Below are 17,393 nucleotides of genomic sequence, written 5' to 3' on the forward strand. Positions count from 1 at the left end.
TTTTCTGATTTTTCGTTTAGTTTAGAAATATTATTGCAATATAAATGCCACGGATGTAAACGATTTAACACCTCCCTGTTCTTTGTTTCAGAAAATTCTATGTTACTATTTAGAAAACTTAGCAACCAAAGAACATGGAGGGTAAAAGAATGCTTAAAAGAATTCTATCAATTTTAGCAGTTGCTGTACTCTCAGTAACTGTAAGTGCTAATGTACAAGCTGCAACGATTACTGTACAAAAAGGGGATACCCTTTGGGATCTATCACGCGCAAATAATACTTCTTTAGAAAATATCCAAAAGTTAAATCATCTAACTACGGACCTTATTTACCCTGGCGATGTACTAACCATTGCACCGGAAAAACATTATACTGTTAAAAAAGGTGACACATTATGGGACATCGCCATGGATTATCAAGTAACTGTTCCTCAACTTAAAGAATGGAACCAATTAACTACCGATCTCATCCATCCTGGATTAAATCTATTAATCTATGAAGGTTTAAATACTACTACTACTAAGGTTGTAACAGAAAGACCAATCAAGCAGGTGACACAAGCATCTGCAAAGCCTGCAGCGCAGGCACCAAAGGAAAGTGAACCTGAGGTAGAAGCTGCATCAACTAGTAATACAAGTTCAAGTGAAATTACTGTGAAAGCTACAGCCTATACAGCTTCGTGTGAGGGATGTTCAGGTACTACGGCTACTGGAATAGACCTTAAATCAAATCCAAATGCAAAAGTCATCGCAGTTGACCCAAATGTTATACCGCTTGGCAGTAAAGTTTATGTAGAAGGCTATGGTGAAGCAACTGCCGGAGATACGGGCGGAGCCATTAAAGGAAATCGAATTGATGTCTTTATTCCTTCAGAGCAAGATGCAATTAATTTTGGGGTAAAACAATTAAAAGTAAAAATATTAAACTAACATGGCCAAAACCCGGCTATCCTGAGGATCTCAATTTATGTACAAAAAACTGCAATCCCTTTAAGTACCAAGGGCTGCAGTTTTTTGTACATTAACTTTATTAAATTATTCGATTGCCCACCTATTTATGATATGGTTCCCCGTAACAACTTAAGAGGCGGTTTTTAATAATATTTCCTCTTGTAATGACATAAATGTCCGGTATTGATCATCTAGGATTTCCTCTATCTACTATCAAACATCCTTTTACGACTATTTTTTCTCTACATTTTCCTTCTACTCTTAAGTTATGCTCCGCTTGTTTGATAGTCAGAGTTACTAGATCCCCCACATAAACAGGGGCGATAAAGGTAAATTCATACTGACTCAAAAACTCATGAGGTTTGAGAATTTCATTTGAAAGCACACTTAACACTCTGGCCACAGTTAACATCCCATGGGCAATTTTATTCATGAATCCTTGTTGTTTCGCCGCTTCTTTATCTAAATGAATGGGATTACTATCACCTGAAATAACCGCATATTGTTCAACGTCCTTTTCCGTAATTTGATAGGTAATCGCATTCATGACAAACCACCCAAGGTCAAATCAGATATTCCTTCAAAGCAGAGTTTTCCATCCCTATTAAATAAAAATAGAGTTTGTTTCATAAAAGTAAGGTTGTGACGTTGGTATTGATCTGTAACTTCTACTACCGCTTTGTAGATCTCTTCAATATACATTCTTTGATGCTGGATACATTTCTGTTTTCGATGAATAATAGGCTGTTTGAGTTCCCAAGGGGTTTCAAGCCATTTATAAGCGATCATAGGCATTGTTGGAGGAAGAGGAATCGTTTCGAAACCGTAGTCTTTTGCCCTCTCCGAACTCTGATAGATAGGATTTCGATCACCTATCAATTGAACAAATTGTTGCACATCATCTTTATTAAAAATAATCTCATGTTCCTTCGTTTTCATGTTACCACCTCGAATAGGACCGCTACTCCAATTCCTCCACCACTTCCAATGGCAGCCAATACATATTTGATACCCTTTCGTCTTTGAACTTCATAGAAAAGCCTCGTGATTATGATACTTCCTGAAGCTCCATAAGGATGTCCTATCGTTAAAGCTCCACCGCAAACGTTCAACTTGTCATAAGCAATGGAAAGTTCTTTTATACAGGCGACAATCTTGGAAGAGAAAGCTTCGTTTATTTCAATTAGGTTTATGTCCGCAATGGTTAATTCGTTTCTTTTTAATAAATCTTGAATCGCTGGAATAGGGGCAGCCCCTGGATAATTAGGATGTACACCTGTGACTTCACTATCCAAAAATCGTAATATGGGTTGGAATCCATTATTTAATGCTATGTTTTCTTCCATGACAAGTACAGCCGATGCCCCGTCATGTATCCCACAACTGTTGGCTGCGGTAACGGTACCGATCTTTTTAAATATAGGCTTCGCCCTATTTAAAAGTACTTCCATCTTTCTTTTCCTAAAAAGTTCTTCATCTTGGTGAAAATCACCAATTTGAATGATCTCTTGATTAAAATATCCTTTATCATAAGCTTCCCAGCTACGTTTATAACTTAATAGAGCATATTCATCCTGCATTTCCTTTGAAATGGCGTATTTTTCTGCCACATATTCTGCTGCAACGCCCATATCTGGGTCGCCAATTTTTTCAGGAGAAAATCTCGCTCTAGATGGAAACGGAGAGGTACTCGTGCTTTCTACACCACCAGCAATGTAACAACGGCCAGCACCGCCTTGGACAAAGTAACATGCCATCCGAATTGCTTCCAACCCTGCACTGCATTGACGGTCAATGGTGATTCCCGTTAATGAAAGAGGAAGTCCTGCTTCTAAAGCAGCAACTCGAGCTACGTTTCCACCTGGTCCAACTACATTTCCCAAAATGATGTCATCTATCCTATCTTCCAATCCTTTCGCTAAATGTTGGAGGAGAGGAGCAGCAAGCTTATGTGGCTGAATGTCTCGTAACATTCCACCCATTTTTCCAATTGGTGTTCGTTTCGCTTTGACAATTACTGCCCTTTTAATCACTGCTCACCTTACTTTCCATTTGTTTTATAAGCTCAGCACGAGCTATCTTACCACTCGTTGTATATGGCATTTCAGATAGAAAAAACCATTTACGAGGAATTTTAAAGGAAGATAAATGCATCTTACAAACTTTTTTTAAATCTGATGGGCTAGCCTTTCCTTTTACTACTGCAGCCACAATTTGACCCCAGTATGAATCTGATAGGCCTATTACAGCAACTTCCTCGACATCTTGATGCAAGGCAATTACTTTTTCAATTTCTTCAGGAAAAATATTAATTCCCCCATATAAAATCATATTTTGTTCACGGCCGATAATATATAAAAAGCCATCCTCGTCAAAATAGCCCATATCATGGACCGTGGCCCACCCCTCTTCATCATGAATTGAATGAATGGTACTTCCCTCATAATCAAAGTACCCATTTATCACAAATTTGCTTCTTACATATATTTTTCCGGTCTCATTTAGCTTTGCTAATTTCTGATCTGGACGCCGTATTTGTACCTCAACTCCATAACAAGGCTTTCCGACAGATGTTGCTTTCTGAATACCTTCTCTATCAGAAAGTACCGTAATGAAGCTTAATTCACTAGCTCCATAAAACTCGTACATGGTCCTATTAGGAAACATATGACGGATTTCTAGTTTTGATCTTTCAGACCATTTTGCACCAGATGAAAGAATTTTTATAGTCTTATCGATTTGGATCCCTTCTTTCAGGAATGCTTCTACCATAGTCGGAACAACATAAATGGTTGTAATGGGTAAGGACTGTATCCATGTAAGTGCTTCAATAGAAGAAAACTTTTCTAAAAGAAAAACGGTACCACCTAAATTCAAGGTGCTAATAGCTCCATACAGAAAATGAGAATGAATTAAGGCACCAGGAATAAGAACTTGATCGGATTCATCTAATCCGAAATCAAAACGATTGCAATCAAAACTTGCCACCCATGAATCTTGAGAGCGAACAAAAGCTTTTGGGTTACCGGTCGTACCAGAAGTAAATCCAATGTAAAAAGGCAGATTTTCTTCCGTTTTTCTTACAGTTGTAGGATCAAATTGAGAGATTTCCTGTAAACAATCATCCAAAATCGTTACATTAGGAATGATTTGATTGATTTGAGAGTAAATTTCTCTAGTTGTAACAATGATAGAAGGGTGGGAAAGGATGACCCTTTTTTCCAATTCGGATATATTCCATTTCAAATCATATGGAACAGCAATCCAACCAGCCATAGATGCTCCCGCAAAGAGTTGAAGGAAAGGGATACCGTTTGGCAAAAGGATTCCTATTGTTTTATTTTCTGAATAAAGAGAGTGAAGCCAATTCGCAGTTTGATTAATCAATTTATACCAATATTGATAACTAATTTGCTGTTGATTTGTATGGATCGCTATTTGATTGGGGGATAATTTTGCGAAAGTCTTATATGAATCTGTAATATTTCCCATGATATATCACCTTTAAAAAAAAGACACATCAAGGTGTCTCTTAAGATTTAGATATTTTAGTTAAGTTATTGGAATAACTTGTTGCTAATGAGCGTGAAAAAAAAGGGTGCTTTCTTAGTCTGTAAACTAAAATAGAGGCTAAAATAGCTTTTAACACATCCCCTGGTATATAAACTAAACTTAATTTTGCAGCTTCTAAAACAGGAATGTCCATCATAAATGCTTGAGCAGGAATTCCAATTAAATAGATTAATAGAATTCCAACTGTCAAATTAATCATTAATACATATTTTAATTTTAAATTTTGAAAACGTGATAGTAAATACCCAATACAAAAAGCCGTAATAGGCCATGAAATTAAATAACCAACACTTGGTCCGACAAAAACACTTGGTCCACCACGTCCCCCAGATAGAAGAGGCATTCCAGCAGCGACAAGTAATAAAAAGATGATTTGGCTCATCGCCCCTAATCTTGCTCCCAATACTCCTCCTGTAAGAAGCACACCTAAAGTTTGTAATGTAATAGGAACCGGAGTAAAAGAAAGCATAATAGGCGGAACTACGCCTAGAGCGCCCATAACGGCAGCAAACACTGCAACGAAGGTCATTTCTTTAAGTTTCATTTTTAATTCTCCTAAATGATGAATTTGTAATATTTACAACCATCATAATAATGAATCTCATATTAATTGTCAACCATATTTTCAATATGGTTGACAATTAAATTTCATTATTCAAAGTATCAGTATTATCAAGACCTTTCGAATGTACAGCTTGCTTTAAGCAAGAATATAAAAAAGGCTCGGAAACATTCCAAGCCATATGTCGATTAGATGATTAATCTCATACTCTTATCACAAATTTCACCATAAATAATGTTAATTTATAAAAAACCATCACTATTCATGGTACGGTTCTCCGTAACGATCTAAATAATTAAGAAGTTCGCCACTTTTTTGAAATCTCTTCAATGTGATGAGGTGCTGTTCTGCAGCATCCTCCTATTAGTCGTGCCCCTGCAAGGTACCATTCTTCAGATTTAAAGTCGAGCCCATTACATAATTCTTGACCATGCCATGTTTTAGTTTCTGGATTATAGGTTTCACCAGAGTTCGGATAAACAATAATCGGTTTTTTGGTGTTTGTTCGCAACTCATTGATAGCTTCCGTCACGATTGTCACTGGTGCACAATTGAGACCAATGGCAACAATTTGTTCGTTGTCACCAAACACTCTCGCACACTCTGCCAGCGGCGTACTGTCACTTATCGCTTTCTCATTTTTCAAAGAAAAGGATAGCCAGGCATATGTATCTGGAAATTCCTTCAACAATGAAGCTAATACCTTCGCTTCCTGCAGGGAAGGAATCGTTTCAAATGCTAATAGATCAGCACCTGCTTCAATCAACGCTGACATTCTTGTGCGATGAAAGTCTATTAATATTTCATCTGTAACACCGTAGTTTCCCACATACTCTGAACCATCGGCTAGGTAAGCCCCATAAGGGCCAACGGATGCGGCAACCAATGGCTTAGGTCTATTGGTTTGTGAATTTTCCTGCCAAAAATCATCTCTTGCTTTTCTCGCAAGTAGCACCGTTTTCTTAATTAGTTCTAAAGCTTCTTTCTCCTGGATACCACGCTTGGAAAAACCATCAATGGTTGCTTGATAGCTTGACGTTATGGCACAGTCCGCTCCAGCACGAAAATACTCGGAATGAACCTGATATATCAATTCTGGATTTTCTAGTAATACACGTGCAGACCAGAGGGAATCGTCCAAATTACACCCATGCGATTCAAGCTCTGTGGCTAACGCTCCGTCCAGTAGCATAATGGAATGTTCGGATAAAATAGCCTTAATAGGGTTGATTTTGTTGGACATAACCTACTCCTCTTTTCTTTAATCTTTGGGTTAAATAATAACTTGCATAGCAAAACAATATAAATGGAATGCCACTATATAAGGCAATTCGTTGTGTAGGGTCAAATGCGATTCCAATACATGAAACAAGACAAAGGATAAAGGAAGCGATTGGTACCAAAGGATAGAATGGTGTACGATAAACCAAGTCCTTTACGGAATTTCCTTCTTTAATATATTGTCTGCGAAATAAAAACTGTGAAGCACTAATACTCATCCAAACTACCACCACAGCTAGGCCCGAAATGGATACAAGTACGATATACACTGTATCTGGTGCAATAATACTTGAGAACAAAGCTAAACCACCGCCAAACATGCTAAAAATGACTGCATATATTGGAACACCTTGTTTTGTTAATTTTGCAAAAATGGGTGATATCGTATTCTTATCTGCTAGTGACCAAAGCATTCTTGAAGAGGCATAAAGACCTGAGTTTGCAGCAGATAGAATGGCTGTTAATATGACAAAATTCATAATATCCGCTGCATATGGTACGCCAATTTGTTCAAGAACGGCAACAAAGGGGCTCTCTAATACTCCTGCATCTGAAGTAGGCAATAATGCAGATAATACAACAATCGTTCCTACAAAAAAGATAATCAATCTCCACAATGTAGTACGAATGGCCTTTGGTATCGTTTTTTCCGGATTTGCTGTTTCCCCCGCTGCAATTCCTATTAATTCCGTTCCTGAAAAGGCAAAGTTAACCGCAAGCATTGTCATGACAATCGCAAAAGCACCATTAGGAAATAAACCTGCACTTGTAAAATTAGAGAAGAACGGTGCCGATGGGAAATGAGTCATCGGAAGACTACCTACCATTGCCGCTGCTCCTACAACAATAAACAGAACAATCGCTATTACCTTTATAGACGCAAACCAGAATTCAGATTCAGCGAAAAACTTAACCGTCAGTATATTTAAGACAAAAACCAAAATAGCAAACAGCAAACTCCAAACCCAGACATTAATGGATGGAAACCATCGCTGCATTAATAATCCTGCAGCCGTAAATTCAGAACCTAAAGCAACAGTCCAAGTTAGCCAGTACAACCAAGCAACTGTATACCCAGTCCCTGGTCCAATATATTTAGTCGCATAACTGTGAAAGGCACCAGTTTCAGGCATATGTACGGAAAGCTCTCCTAAACATAGCATGACGAGATAAACAACTAGTGCACCAATCAGATAGGACAGAATAGTCCCAAACGGGCCAGCTTGTTGAATCGTGTAACCCGAACTTAAGAATAATCCGGTTCCAATCACTCCGCCGAGCGATAGCATAACTAAATGCCGTGTCTGCATTTTTCTTTGAAATTTTTGCTTGCTTTTCTTCTCCATCATAGTCCCCTTTTTCCTACATCCAGAAAAAACAAAAAACGCACTCAGATAAATGAGTGCGTTACTGACAAATAATAACGTAGCTCTTATCTATCTAGGCTTCACACCCGATGGAATTAGCACAGTGTCTTATTAGACCTGCTGCTGAGGTTTCATTGGGCCAGTCCCTCCACCTCTCTGGATAAGAAATATTTTTTTAAACTTTATCAATCTATTAAATAATTGTCAATATATTTCTGAGTTTTTTAAAATATTAAAACCTTATAAGCAAAAAATATTATAATTATGCTTATCTAATATAAATTCAAGTAAAAATTTCGCCGTTACTTATGGTAAGGTTCCCCGTGACATATCTAAATGAGTTTTTCAAATTAATAGAATAAACACCTATAACAGATAGTATCATCTAAATAATTGTTTTTGGCATTTTTAATGATGCTCTGTTTTATTTGCAAAAAACCCCCATGGTTATAACTCAATCGTTTTTTCAAAAATAAATACAGATACAGCCATATCCTCTTCAATCTTTGCATCCGAAAATAAATGAAGCAGTTTTGAACCTACGATCTCCTCCATTCCCTCAGGTATTTTCTGCTTATATATATCCCGAATCATTTCGGTTCGGGCACTATGAATTACTTTTTTACCCTCTTGAGATTGTGCAATAAATTTTTCTGTTGGAGTTAGAATACCATACATGGTTGTGATAGCCATATTATCTACAAAGTGAGTAAAAATTCGCTCTGGTCCCTTCCCAAAAATCTCTTTCCGCATTTTCCGTACAATATCATTAAACGCTGTTTCCTTTTTCCCCATGTCTCTCCTCCTAACAACTCGATACTATACAACAAAGTCTACAAAAAATTCAACCAGTCCTAAATTTGTCTTGTTTTTCTGTTTGAGAGGAGTATAATCAATGCCGTTGGACAAAATTTAGACAAATTTTATTGATGGAGCCCTAATAAAACTTTTTGTTAGAACTCTATTTATTATTTCCAATGGAATGATTTATTAGTAGGCAATGCTAATTGATTACTCCACCACAAACTGTCGTCTGATGAGACGATTTCTTGTGGTGGAGTTTTTTTTGTTTAAAAATGGAAAATAATGTTTTTCTCTCTTGCAAAGTATTTTCCTACGTTCGTATTTACGTTTGAAAAGATTAGGAAAATAAATTATTGATATCAGGAGGTTTTTAAAGGAATGTCTTGGATCGTCCTTCATTTTATCGGAATTATTTCATATGCAGCAAGCGGGGCTTTTGTAGCCCTTGAAGCAGAATATTCCTTTGTTGGGGTTTATGCATTGGGTTTAACCACAGCCTTTGGGGGAGGGATCGTACGAAATTTGATTATCGGTGTCCCTGTTTCAGAGCTTTGGGACCATTCCATCATTTTAACAGTTTTAATAACGCTGACATTCATCGTACTATTGCCGCTAAAGTGGATTAATCATTGGAAGCGGTGGAGTTTATTTTTTGATTCCATTGGTCTTGCTTCCTTCGCTCTTCAAGGAGCAATGTCAGCCCAAGAGGTTTTTTCTAATGATTTGGGCGTAATGGTCTTGGCGTCGATGTTTACCGGCGTTGGAGGGGGGATGATTCGTGACATCATCGCAGCCCGAAAACCCCTTGCTTTAAAGGAAGAAATCCATGCAATTTTAACAATTTTATGTGCCATATGTATTTGGCTGGGTTGGAACACCCCCATTCAGTTGACGCTGATTGTCCTTATTGTTATAGCGTTACGCATGTCTGCTATTCGCTATCAGTGGCGGCTCCACTTACCCTGCAATCATAAAAAGGGTAGGAAAACACAGATACGTATTTCTCTAGGTAGGAAATCTATAGAAAAGCCAATCTATGAAAAAGGCAAATAAAGATTTACTAGTCCAATTCTTATCGTTATCACTTTACTATTTAAGCTTTAAAAACCATAAAAAGATTAAGGCCCAGTAGTCAGCCTACTGGGCTATAACAACATACTAAAGAAAAATTTATAAATTTTTCGGGTTCCTCTTCACTGCATTTGAGAAGTTTTATATTTTCAGGCTTCTTTAGGATTTTTATTACTGGCAATTAGTGAACAAGATAGGATTTTAACAAAAATAATATAATCCCTCAACAAAGGCTTAATAATACTTTCCTATTATTAGTTTGGAAAATATTATTATTTTGGAGGAATAGAAAATGTTACATAAATTGAAACCACTAACCGCCCTGGCGCTCAGCTTTTCAATTTTATCTCAAGGTTTGTCAGTAGATGCTAATGAAAAAAGAGACAACAATGAGGGGAATTCAGGCGGCCGGTGGTTGAGCGGAGAATATCATGCGCATACCACTCAATCTGACGATTCGGAAGGATCTCAGACGCTTGAAAGAGTACTAGACAATACGTTTGATAAGTATGGGATGGATTGGATGGCCATTTCTGATCACTTGCGAATGTCTTCCCGGGATGATGTAGGAAACCCGATTCCGGGCGGTCCCATTCCGCTGTCTCAGGGAATCATTCAATATCAGGCTCCAAAGATAAAACAACTGCAGGAAGCAGGGAAATATAAAAATAAAATTATCTTTTCAGGATTCGAATGGGACATGCCTACTTATGAGCATGTCGGTATCGGCATTTTGGGAGACCACCCAGGAGCAGCGGAAAGTTTAAAAGCAGGAAATCAGTTTGAGTATTTATTTACAAACCGGGATGAAAAGATGTTTGATCCGGCCGATACAGCGGTCTGGAAAGCACAGCAGCAAAGAGCCTACACAACAGCTCAGGATGCTCGGACAGCTTTAACATGGCTTGAAAAAAAGTACAAGAATACTAGTTATGCCATCTTGAACCATCCTTCGAGAAAAAGGGTGTACACCATTTCGGATTTCCGTGACTTCAATAATATCGCACCAGATGTCGTGTTTGGTTTTGAAGGTATGCCCGGCAACCAGATGGAGCCCGACAGAGGCGGCTTAAATCTTACAACGCCAGAAAACCGGACATACGGCGGTTCTGATTATATGCTTGCGAAGGTTGGCGGCACTTGGGATGCACTCCTCGGAGAAGGACGACGGTTCTGGAACTTTTCCAATTCGGATTCCCATTTCGAAATCAGCAATAATCGCCTTTACTCTAGTGGATACTGGCCTGGCGAGTATTCCAAGAATTATACGTGGGTGAACGGATACACGATGCAGGATGTTCTTGATGGCATGAAGTCAGGGAAATCTTTCTCCGTATTTGGAGACTTAATTAACGAACTTGATTTCCATGCAGCAAGCCGAGGCAGCAAAGCAGAAATGGGCGGAAATCTGCCAGTAAAAGAGGGACAAATGGTTCAACTGACAATCCGATTCAAAAGCCCGGAAAAGAATAACAATGGCGACCCGGTTCAAGTGAATCATGTCGATCTTATTTCCGGTGACGTAACAGGAAAAGCCTTACCAGGCACACCTGCATACAGTAAAAACACCAACGATACGACTAAAGTCATTAAACGATTTACAAGCAAAGACTGGAAAACGGATAATCAAGGCTACCATGTGATTACCTATAAAGTGAAAGTGAGTAAGGACCAATACTTCCGTCTAAGAGGAACGAATTTAGGAGTAAATGTCTCTGGTGAAACAAGTAATGGTGAGCCATTGATCGATCCAATGACTAATATTGAGGACAATGAAACTCGTTTTGCCGAAATCAACAAACGAAACTATAAAGATCTTTGGTTTTACTCAAACCCCGTATTTGTCAGCGTCCATGATGAGAAACATAACTCTGTGAACAGACAATAATTGGTTGCTAGTTAAATGCGATTAAAACATCATGCAGGCAAAACAGGTTACACGAATTAAGCAGCAGTGAAAATCCAGCCTGGATCCTATCTTTTCAGAATTCGGTAGACGTCTTATAGCAAAAAGAGGGGCATCATCCTGATAAAGGAGGAAGCCCCTCTTATTTTATTGTCCTATTCCTTGCTATACGATAATCGGAAGGGCTAAACTCCATATATTTTTTAAACATGCGGCTAAAATAATTGGCATCATCGAATCCTATTCTTGCTGCAATCTCGCTTATTGGCAAATCTGTCATCTCTAAATATGATAAAGACATGTCAATTCTCATTCGATTTAAATAATCAATCAAACTACTCCCTACTTCTTTCTTAAACAAATGACTAAAATGATGCCGGCTCAAGCAACAATATTGTGCTACTTCATTTAGAGAAATACTCTTCTGATGGTTTTCTTTTATATAACGGATGGCTTGTTGAATTAAAGGAGTTACTTCATTTCGATTCGTGTTTTCTGATTGCTCCGTAAGCCAAACGGCATATTCACAAACCTGCTTGACACATTTGTCGTAACGAATAATATGATACAAGTTTTGAATAAAATTAGTATTATTGGAATGGATCGTTATTGCATTTGCACCTGAATCTATCACCCGTTTAGACAATAATAAGACGATGGACACTACTTCTGTTTTGAAAATATCCTCATTAAAATGACTAGCGACTGCTAATTTTTCCATGAGTTGTTTCAAATTAAGAATAATCCCTTCTATATCTCCAATTTTAACAAGTGCAAGCAATTCTGCCTTTTCTTCATTAAACGGATTTATTAGTGGTTCCTCATTATTTCGTTTCATTTCGTAATGGAAGATTAATTGATTCCCTTGGAAAAAGCGGCCTGACATCGATTTCCTTGCTTCTAAAAAGGATTGGTACAGCGCATAAGGATCTCGATAATATCTGCCAATACCTATGGATACAGAAAGATCAATACAATTGGTAGCAAGTTGAATTTCTTTCGCCATATGAACCATATTTCTATTAAACACATTTACGGAATCCTGTTCTTCCAATTCTAAGAGAAGAGCAAGAACACCCTCTTCGATCCAATTCCAAAGAAAAGGAATACTTACAGTTTCCTCAATTTTCCCCACTAGCTGCTGACCAACCTCTTTTTTCCACTCCAAAGAATTCCCGCTTGCCATATCTGGATAACGGTCGATTGAAATAACCATTACTAAATGTGGATGAATAGAAATTCCGAATTTTTGTTGTAATTCTGTAAATGTCCCTTCATGAACAAGCGTTCCAGAGAGTAGAAGATGGGAAAAAGCTGCGCTGTTTGAATCTTGCTTCATAATTATTCCCCTCGTCCGTCCTGTCTTCTAAGTTAAAGAAAAGGAAGAAGCTTTCAGCGGCTTCCCCCTTAAACAATCAATATTCTATTTCTCCAATTAACTCTTCGACTAATGTAACGATTTCTCCTTCTAGGATGTGGTGGAAAATGATTTCGATATCAGGATGGAAAAATCGGTCCTCTTTTACTGTTGGTACTTTCGCTCGGATAAACTGATGAACTTTTCCGGTTACCGGTGATGGACTCAATGATTCGTGGAAATCCAAAGCCTGCGTGCCTAGCATGAGTTCAATCGCTAAAATATATTGAAGCTTCTTGGATACTTGATAGGCTTTCTTAGCAGCAAAATAGGCAAAACTCACCACATCCTCTTGATTCGCACAAGTCGAGACATTATCAATGGTAGCAGGATGTGAAAGAACTCTGATTTCATTTAATAATCCCGCAGCTGTGTATTGTGGAATCATGTAGCCATTATTCAAGCCAGGATTGGCCACTAAGAAGCTGGGCAGTTCGCTTACATGATAATTCACTAGGCGATCAATCCGACGTTCCGCTATCTTGGCTAAGTTCGCCATCGCGATACACATCGAATCTGCATCCATTCCAACAAAAGAGCTATCGAAGTTTCCACCCATTAACGCAATTCCATCGTTCCCTTCCGGCCAGATGATTGGATTATCACTAGTGGACTGCATTTCATTCATCAAGTTTTCCAACGCATTTTTCATTACCTTTTTTACCGCACCATGAACTTGTGGAATACTTCGTAGACTCAGTGCATCTTGTAAACGATAATCCTGGTACTGTTCAACAATTTCACTGCCATGAAGAATTCTTGCTAGATTTCGAGCTGTTTTACTCTGTTCCTCATGTTTTTTTAAGGAATGAAGGCGAGTGTCGAATGCTTTTATAGTTCCTTTTAACGACTCAAACGACATAGCCCCCGAAATATCTGCGGTCTTCACAGATTGAATCGCATTGTATAAAGCGAGAGCGGCAAACGCAGTAACTGAAGTCGTACCACTTAAAAGGGCTAGTCCTTCTTTGCAGCCTAGTACCACTGGTTCCAGCCCTGCTCTTTCTAAGGCTTCACAGCCTGAAAGGAGTTCTCCATTATACCAAGCTGTCCCTTCACCCATTAATACTAAAGCAATGTGGGCTTCAGGAGCAAGATAGGCCACTGAGCCATCACCAGGTACAACCGGTAAGATGTCACGGTTCAATAATTCTGCCATTAATTCTAAAACCGCTAAACTGACTCCTGAAAATCCATGCCCTAACTGGTTTAGGATCATTAACTGAATAGCTCTAACCACTTCCTTTTCCAGCGGATCTCCGACCGAAACAGCATGCGATCGAACAATATTGCGTTGTAGGATTTCTGCATCGTTCTTCGAGATTACTTTTGTTACATTGCTGCCAAATCCGGTCGTCACTCCATAAATCGCGCGTTCTTCTTGTAAAAACTTTTCGATTAATTCACGTGAGGTTTTCACCCTGTTACAATAAGTTTCTGTAAATGTAACCTGAGCTGGATATCTTGCAACAGCTATCACCTCATGAATCGAAAGTTCCTGATCTCCAAGAATAACCTCTTTTATGTCCTTTGGGTGTAAGTTTTCATTCTTGGTCATCTAAAACACCTCTTGTCAATCTTATGATAAATTTCTTTTACTTGAAAGCGGAGAATCTATGATTGGAGAGCTCCCCGTTTCAAGGTCTGGGTTATCTACTTCACCCATTGACAGATACTTGGTTTCTGGTGCCCACGCAATTGAGACAATCGTTCCAATCAATAGAATCGCACTCATCGCAATCATAGATGGTCCCATTCCCCATGAACTAACACTTACAGGTAACAGAAAGGTTCCGATTGCAGAACCAATGCGGCTAACAGCAGTCGTAACGCCGACGCCTGTTCCACGAATTTCTGTAGGGAAAAGTTCTGCAGGATAGATTAACGTAAGGTTGGAAGCAGCAGACATCACAAATGTGAAGGTTGCAAATACAATAATTGCTATAGTATGTGATTCTTTAGGTAATACACTTAATATAAATAAAGAGACGGTAAGAATGATAAACGTATAAATGGTGAAGCCTCTTCGTGTAAGCTTTTCCGTACACCAAACACCAACGATGGATCCAACTAGTAGGAAAAGGTTCAGCTGCATATCAACACTAAACGTTTCTTCAAATCCCATTTTACTTAATATGGTAGGGAGAAAGGTATAGATGGCGAAATACGGAACAACCTGACATAAATAAAATAAAGATCCAAATGTTGTCCGCTTCCAAAGATGCTTACTAAAAAGATCGACCATACGGAAAGCTGTTTTGGAATTTTCTTTAATCGTTTCATCCATTATGGCATTGGGGCCAATATATTTTCTTACGATGGCACGCGCCTCTTCCGCACGTCCCATTTTAAGTAACCAGAGTGGCGATTCGGGAGTTCCAATACGCAAAATTAGTACAATAAAAGCGGGAATAGCAGCACTCACAAGCATCCATCGCCAAGAATCCGGCCCTGATTTTTGTAAATAAAAACCGACGATATTTGAAACTACATACCCGACAGTCCAGAGTACATTTAAAGAAGAAAGCAATAATCCTCGATACTTTCTAGGCGCAAACTCAGCTAGTAAAGTCGAACCAACGGCATAGTCTCCTCCTAAGGCAATTCCTATTAATAAACGTAAAATGAATAGCGTCCATGGGTCATGTACAAAAAACTGTAAAGCAGAGGCAATCGTTATAATCAGAAAATTTGCTAAGTAGATTTTTTGCCTGCCAATCCGATCAGATAATCCTCCTAGAAATAGGCTCCCAAAAAAGAGACCAATTAAAGCAGAGCTTCCGATTAAACCTTCCCAAATAGGTCCTAGTTTCATTTCTGGCCCTAATAAAGAAAGCGCCATTCCAATAATTCCTAAAGCAAAACCATCCGAAAAGTTAGAACCGAAAGTAAGGGCCGTAATACGAAGGTGAAATTTATTAAGTGGGGCATCATCCATTAAATATTTTTGATTGCTCATAAAAAACTCCTTTTCAATTTTTTTAATTTTTCTGAAAAATTTTTCCAAAAAAAATAACTTTCTTCCTTTCATCCTTTTTAAAGCGTTTACACTTTAGCTAACTAAATTATAATGTTTTGAAATAGAGAAGGCTCTAGATAATCATTCGAACTATTAGCACAATATTGCTATTGTAAAGTGAGTTCACCATCAAAAAAAGAAGGAGATCTCGTTAAGAGTCTCCCTCTCTGACTTAATATTTTTAAAATCGTTGAAGTGCAAACATCGAGATATCATAATTTGCTTGACCTTCTGTAACTAGATCACAAATAACTTTTCCTATGACGCTTGAAAATTTAAAGCCATGGCCGGAAAAGCCTGCAGCTATTATGATATTTGAAAATGCAGGGTGACGGTCAATGATAAAATGTTCATCTGGCGTCAGTGTATAAAGACATGTCTTTCCTTTAATAAGAGGGCCATTGGCTTTAGGCAGGTACTTCTTAATAAAATCTCGACACCCATTCTCGTCTGATGAACCCACTCCATATTCCCGATTGAAACTATCCGGCTCTACCATTTCGCCTCCATCATGTCTTCCAATCTTTAATCCACTTCCATTAATAGATGGAAAGCCATAAAAATGTTCATTTGATACTTCCATACTAAAAGCAGGAAAATGACTAGAGTCATAGAGACGCTCATCGCATTCAAACCAGGAGACGGTCTTACGTGTCGGTTGAAGAGGAAGTTCAACCCCTGTTCCCTCAAGGATTTTCCCTGTCCATGCTCCCGAAGAGACAATCACATAATCAGCCGTATATTGTTTATGTTTTGTATGTACGATGGAACCTTGGGCAAACTTCTCTATTTTCTCCACTTTTGTATGAGGTACTAAGGTCATCCCATTGTCTAAACCTTGCCGGCGATAAGCTCGAATACATTCTTCACTAAAAAGCACCCCAGATTTTTTTTCTAAACACCCAACTAGACCCTCTGGTAGAGAAATGCCTTTCCAGCGATCATTAATCGCATCACTTGTTAGGACTTCCTGTGGTAAAGAAAATTCCTTGGCACTTTTGATTACCTCTTCGATAAAGGGAGAGCCCTCTGCACCTACACACAAGACACCTGTAGGAGAGAACAACTCCATTCCTGATTCTTGTTCTAACTCCTGCCACAATTCTTGGGCCCCAAGCGCAAGCGGAACATATTGCCTTCCTTCTCCATATGCATGACGAATGATTCTCGTATCTCCATGATGACTTCCAAAGCTATGTGGAGGATCATTAGCATCTATTAATAAGGTCCTTTTCCCACGTTTTGATAAGTAATACCCCGCAGCCATGCCCATCGACCCTGCGCCTACAATTACAACATCATAGTGGTCCATCAAATGAATCACGCATCCTTCCATTCTCTTATTTTAAGTATGAAATAATAATATCAGAAAATTCTTTTAGATCGGAGGATTTTACTATCCTTAAAAATTAAGTCATGTATAAATGTGCTCTTTTTTATTCA

15 protein-coding genes and 1 riboswitch are annotated in these 17,393 nt (G+C 38.4%); of the genes, 3 read left to right on the forward strand and 12 right to left on the reverse strand.

Going from position 1 to position 17,393, the window contains the following annotated elements:
• The first annotated feature begins 149 nt into the window (after positions 1-149).
• Positions 150-929: a LysM peptidoglycan-binding and 3D domain-containing protein gene (locus tag QNH17_RS26600; protein ID WP_283876304.1), complete on the forward strand. Its 780-nt coding sequence runs from the start codon at positions 150-152 to the stop codon at positions 927-929.
• Positions 930-1,137: 208 nt separating this feature from the next.
• On the opposite strand, the gene QNH17_RS26605 is transcribed toward QNH17_RS26600, so the two are convergent.
• The 8 genes from QNH17_RS26605 to QNH17_RS26640 form a co-directional block, all read right to left on the reverse strand.
• On the reverse strand, positions 1,138-1,497 hold the full coding sequence (locus QNH17_RS26605) for a MaoC/PaaZ C-terminal domain-containing protein (RefSeq protein ID WP_283876306.1): 360 nt from the start codon (positions 1,495-1,497) through the stop codon (positions 1,138-1,140).
• Positions 1,494-1,889 carry a MaoC family dehydratase gene (locus QNH17_RS26610; protein WP_283876307.1) on the reverse strand — a complete coding sequence of 132 codons (396 nt, stop codon included), beginning with the start codon at positions 1,887-1,889 and terminating at the stop codon, positions 1,494-1,496. The genes QNH17_RS26605 and QNH17_RS26610 overlap by 4 nt, the downstream gene beginning before the upstream one ends.
• Positions 1,886-2,980: an acetyl-CoA C-acyltransferase gene (locus QNH17_RS26615; RefSeq protein WP_283879605.1), complete on the reverse strand. Its 1,095-nt coding sequence runs from the start codon at positions 2,978-2,980 to the stop codon at positions 1,886-1,888. Before QNH17_RS26615 ends, QNH17_RS26610 begins: the two co-directional genes overlap by 4 nt.
• Positions 2,976-4,442, reverse strand: coding sequence for an AMP-binding protein (locus tag QNH17_RS26620; RefSeq protein ID WP_283876308.1), 1,467 nt, complete (start codon positions 4,440-4,442; stop codon positions 2,976-2,978). Before QNH17_RS26620 ends, QNH17_RS26615 begins: the two co-directional genes overlap by 5 nt.
• A 40-nt stretch (positions 4,443-4,482) precedes the next feature.
• Positions 4,483-5,067: a biotin transporter BioY gene (locus QNH17_RS26625; protein WP_283876309.1), complete on the reverse strand. Its 585-nt coding sequence runs from the start codon at positions 5,065-5,067 to the stop codon at positions 4,483-4,485.
• 313 nt (positions 5,068-5,380) lie between these two features.
• Complete coding sequence (gene mmuM, locus QNH17_RS26630; protein ID WP_283876311.1) at positions 5,381-6,328, reverse strand: homocysteine S-methyltransferase; 948 nt, start codon at positions 6,326-6,328, stop codon at positions 5,381-5,383.
• Positions 6,303-7,712, reverse strand: a complete 1,410-nt coding sequence (gene mmuP / locus QNH17_RS26635) for an S-methylmethionine permease (protein WP_283876313.1) — start codon at positions 7,710-7,712, stop codon at positions 6,303-6,305. The genes mmuM and mmuP overlap by 26 nt, the downstream gene beginning before the upstream one ends.
• 83 nt (positions 7,713-7,795) lie before the next feature.
• Positions 7,796-7,900, reverse strand: a riboswitch (SAM riboswitch).
• A 280-nt stretch (positions 7,901-8,180) separates the two neighbouring features.
• Positions 8,181-8,528: a Na-translocating system protein MpsC family protein gene (locus QNH17_RS26640; protein WP_283876314.1), complete on the reverse strand. Its 348-nt coding sequence runs from the start codon at positions 8,526-8,528 to the stop codon at positions 8,181-8,183.
• A gap of 387 nt (positions 8,529-8,915) precedes the next feature.
• Here QNH17_RS26640 and QNH17_RS26645 point away from each other — a divergent pair, with 387 nt between their 5' ends.
• Positions 8,916-9,590 carry a trimeric intracellular cation channel family protein gene (locus QNH17_RS26645; RefSeq protein WP_283876315.1) on the forward strand — a complete coding sequence of 225 codons (675 nt, stop codon included), beginning with the start codon at positions 8,916-8,918 and terminating at the stop codon, positions 9,588-9,590.
• Positions 9,591-9,900: 310 nt separating this feature from the next.
• On the forward strand, positions 9,901-11,496 hold the full coding sequence (locus QNH17_RS26650) for an S-layer protein (RefSeq protein ID WP_283876317.1): 1,596 nt from the start codon (positions 9,901-9,903) through the stop codon (positions 11,494-11,496).
• 160 nt (positions 11,497-11,656) lie between these two features.
• On the opposite strand, the gene QNH17_RS26655 is transcribed toward QNH17_RS26650, so the two are convergent.
• The 4 genes from QNH17_RS26655 to solA all read right to left on the reverse strand — a co-directional run bounded on the left by QNH17_RS26655 (position 11,657) and on the right by solA (position 17,265).
• Positions 11,657-12,853, reverse strand: coding sequence for a helix-turn-helix domain-containing protein (locus tag QNH17_RS26655; RefSeq protein ID WP_283876320.1), 1,197 nt, complete (start codon positions 12,851-12,853; stop codon positions 11,657-11,659).
• 76 nt (positions 12,854-12,929) lie between these two features.
• Positions 12,930-14,489 carry an HAL/PAL/TAL family ammonia-lyase gene (locus QNH17_RS26660; protein WP_283876321.1) on the reverse strand — a complete coding sequence of 520 codons (1,560 nt, stop codon included), beginning with the start codon at positions 14,487-14,489 and terminating at the stop codon, positions 12,930-12,932.
• Positions 14,490-14,510: 21 nt separating this feature from the next.
• On the reverse strand, positions 14,511-15,890 hold the full coding sequence (locus QNH17_RS26665; RefSeq protein ID WP_283876324.1) for an MFS transporter: 1,380 nt from the start codon (positions 15,888-15,890) through the stop codon (positions 14,511-14,513).
• A 241-nt stretch (positions 15,891-16,131) separates the two neighbouring features.
• Positions 16,132-17,265: an N-methyl-L-tryptophan oxidase gene (gene solA / locus QNH17_RS26670; protein WP_481858638.1), complete on the reverse strand. Its 1,134-nt coding sequence runs from the start codon at positions 17,263-17,265 to the stop codon at positions 16,132-16,134.
• Positions 17,266-17,393 lie beyond the last annotated feature (128 nt).

The organism is Neobacillus sp. SuZ13 (assembly GCF_030123365.1).
Classification (GTDB): domain Bacteria; phylum Bacillota; class Bacilli; order Bacillales; family Cytobacillaceae; genus Neobacillus.

Excerpts from the sequence above, each read along its gene's own strand:
- QNH17_RS26600 (WP_283876304.1), top strand. The coding sequence starts at position 150 with ATGCTTAAAAGAATTCTATCAATTTTAGCAGTTGCTGTACTCTCAGTA.
- QNH17_RS26605 (WP_283876306.1), bottom strand. The coding sequence starts at position 1,497 with ATGAATGCGATTACCTATCAAATTACGGAAAAGGACGTTGAACAATAT.
- QNH17_RS26610 (WP_283876307.1), bottom strand. The coding sequence starts at position 1,889 with ATGAAAACGAAGGAACATGAGATTATTTTTAATAAAGATGATGTGCAA.
- QNH17_RS26620 (WP_283876308.1), bottom strand. The coding sequence starts at position 4,442 with ATGGGAAATATTACAGATTCATATAAGACTTTCGCAAAATTATCCCCC.
- QNH17_RS26625 (WP_283876309.1), bottom strand. The coding sequence starts at position 5,067 with ATGAAACTTAAAGAAATGACCTTCGTTGCAGTGTTTGCTGCCGTTATG.
- mmuM (WP_283876311.1), bottom strand. The coding sequence starts at position 6,328 with ATGTCCAACAAAATCAACCCTATTAAGGCTATTTTATCCGAACATTCC.
- mmuP (WP_283876313.1), bottom strand. The coding sequence starts at position 7,712 with ATGGAGAAGAAAAGCAAGCAAAAATTTCAAAGAAAAATGCAGACACGG.
- QNH17_RS26640 (WP_283876314.1), bottom strand. The coding sequence starts at position 8,528 with ATGGGGAAAAAGGAAACAGCGTTTAATGATATTGTACGGAAAATGCGG.
- QNH17_RS26645 (WP_283876315.1), top strand. The coding sequence starts at position 8,916 with ATGTCTTGGATCGTCCTTCATTTTATCGGAATTATTTCATATGCAGCA.
- QNH17_RS26650 (WP_283876317.1), top strand. The coding sequence starts at position 9,901 with ATGTTACATAAATTGAAACCACTAACCGCCCTGGCGCTCAGCTTTTCA.
- QNH17_RS26655 (WP_283876320.1), bottom strand. The coding sequence starts at position 12,853 with ATGAAGCAAGATTCAAACAGCGCAGCTTTTTCCCATCTTCTACTCTCT.
- QNH17_RS26660 (WP_283876321.1), bottom strand. The coding sequence starts at position 14,489 with ATGACCAAGAATGAAAACTTACACCCAAAGGACATAAAAGAGGTTATT.
- QNH17_RS26665 (WP_283876324.1), bottom strand. The coding sequence starts at position 15,890 with ATGAGCAATCAAAAATATTTAATGGATGATGCCCCACTTAATAAATTT.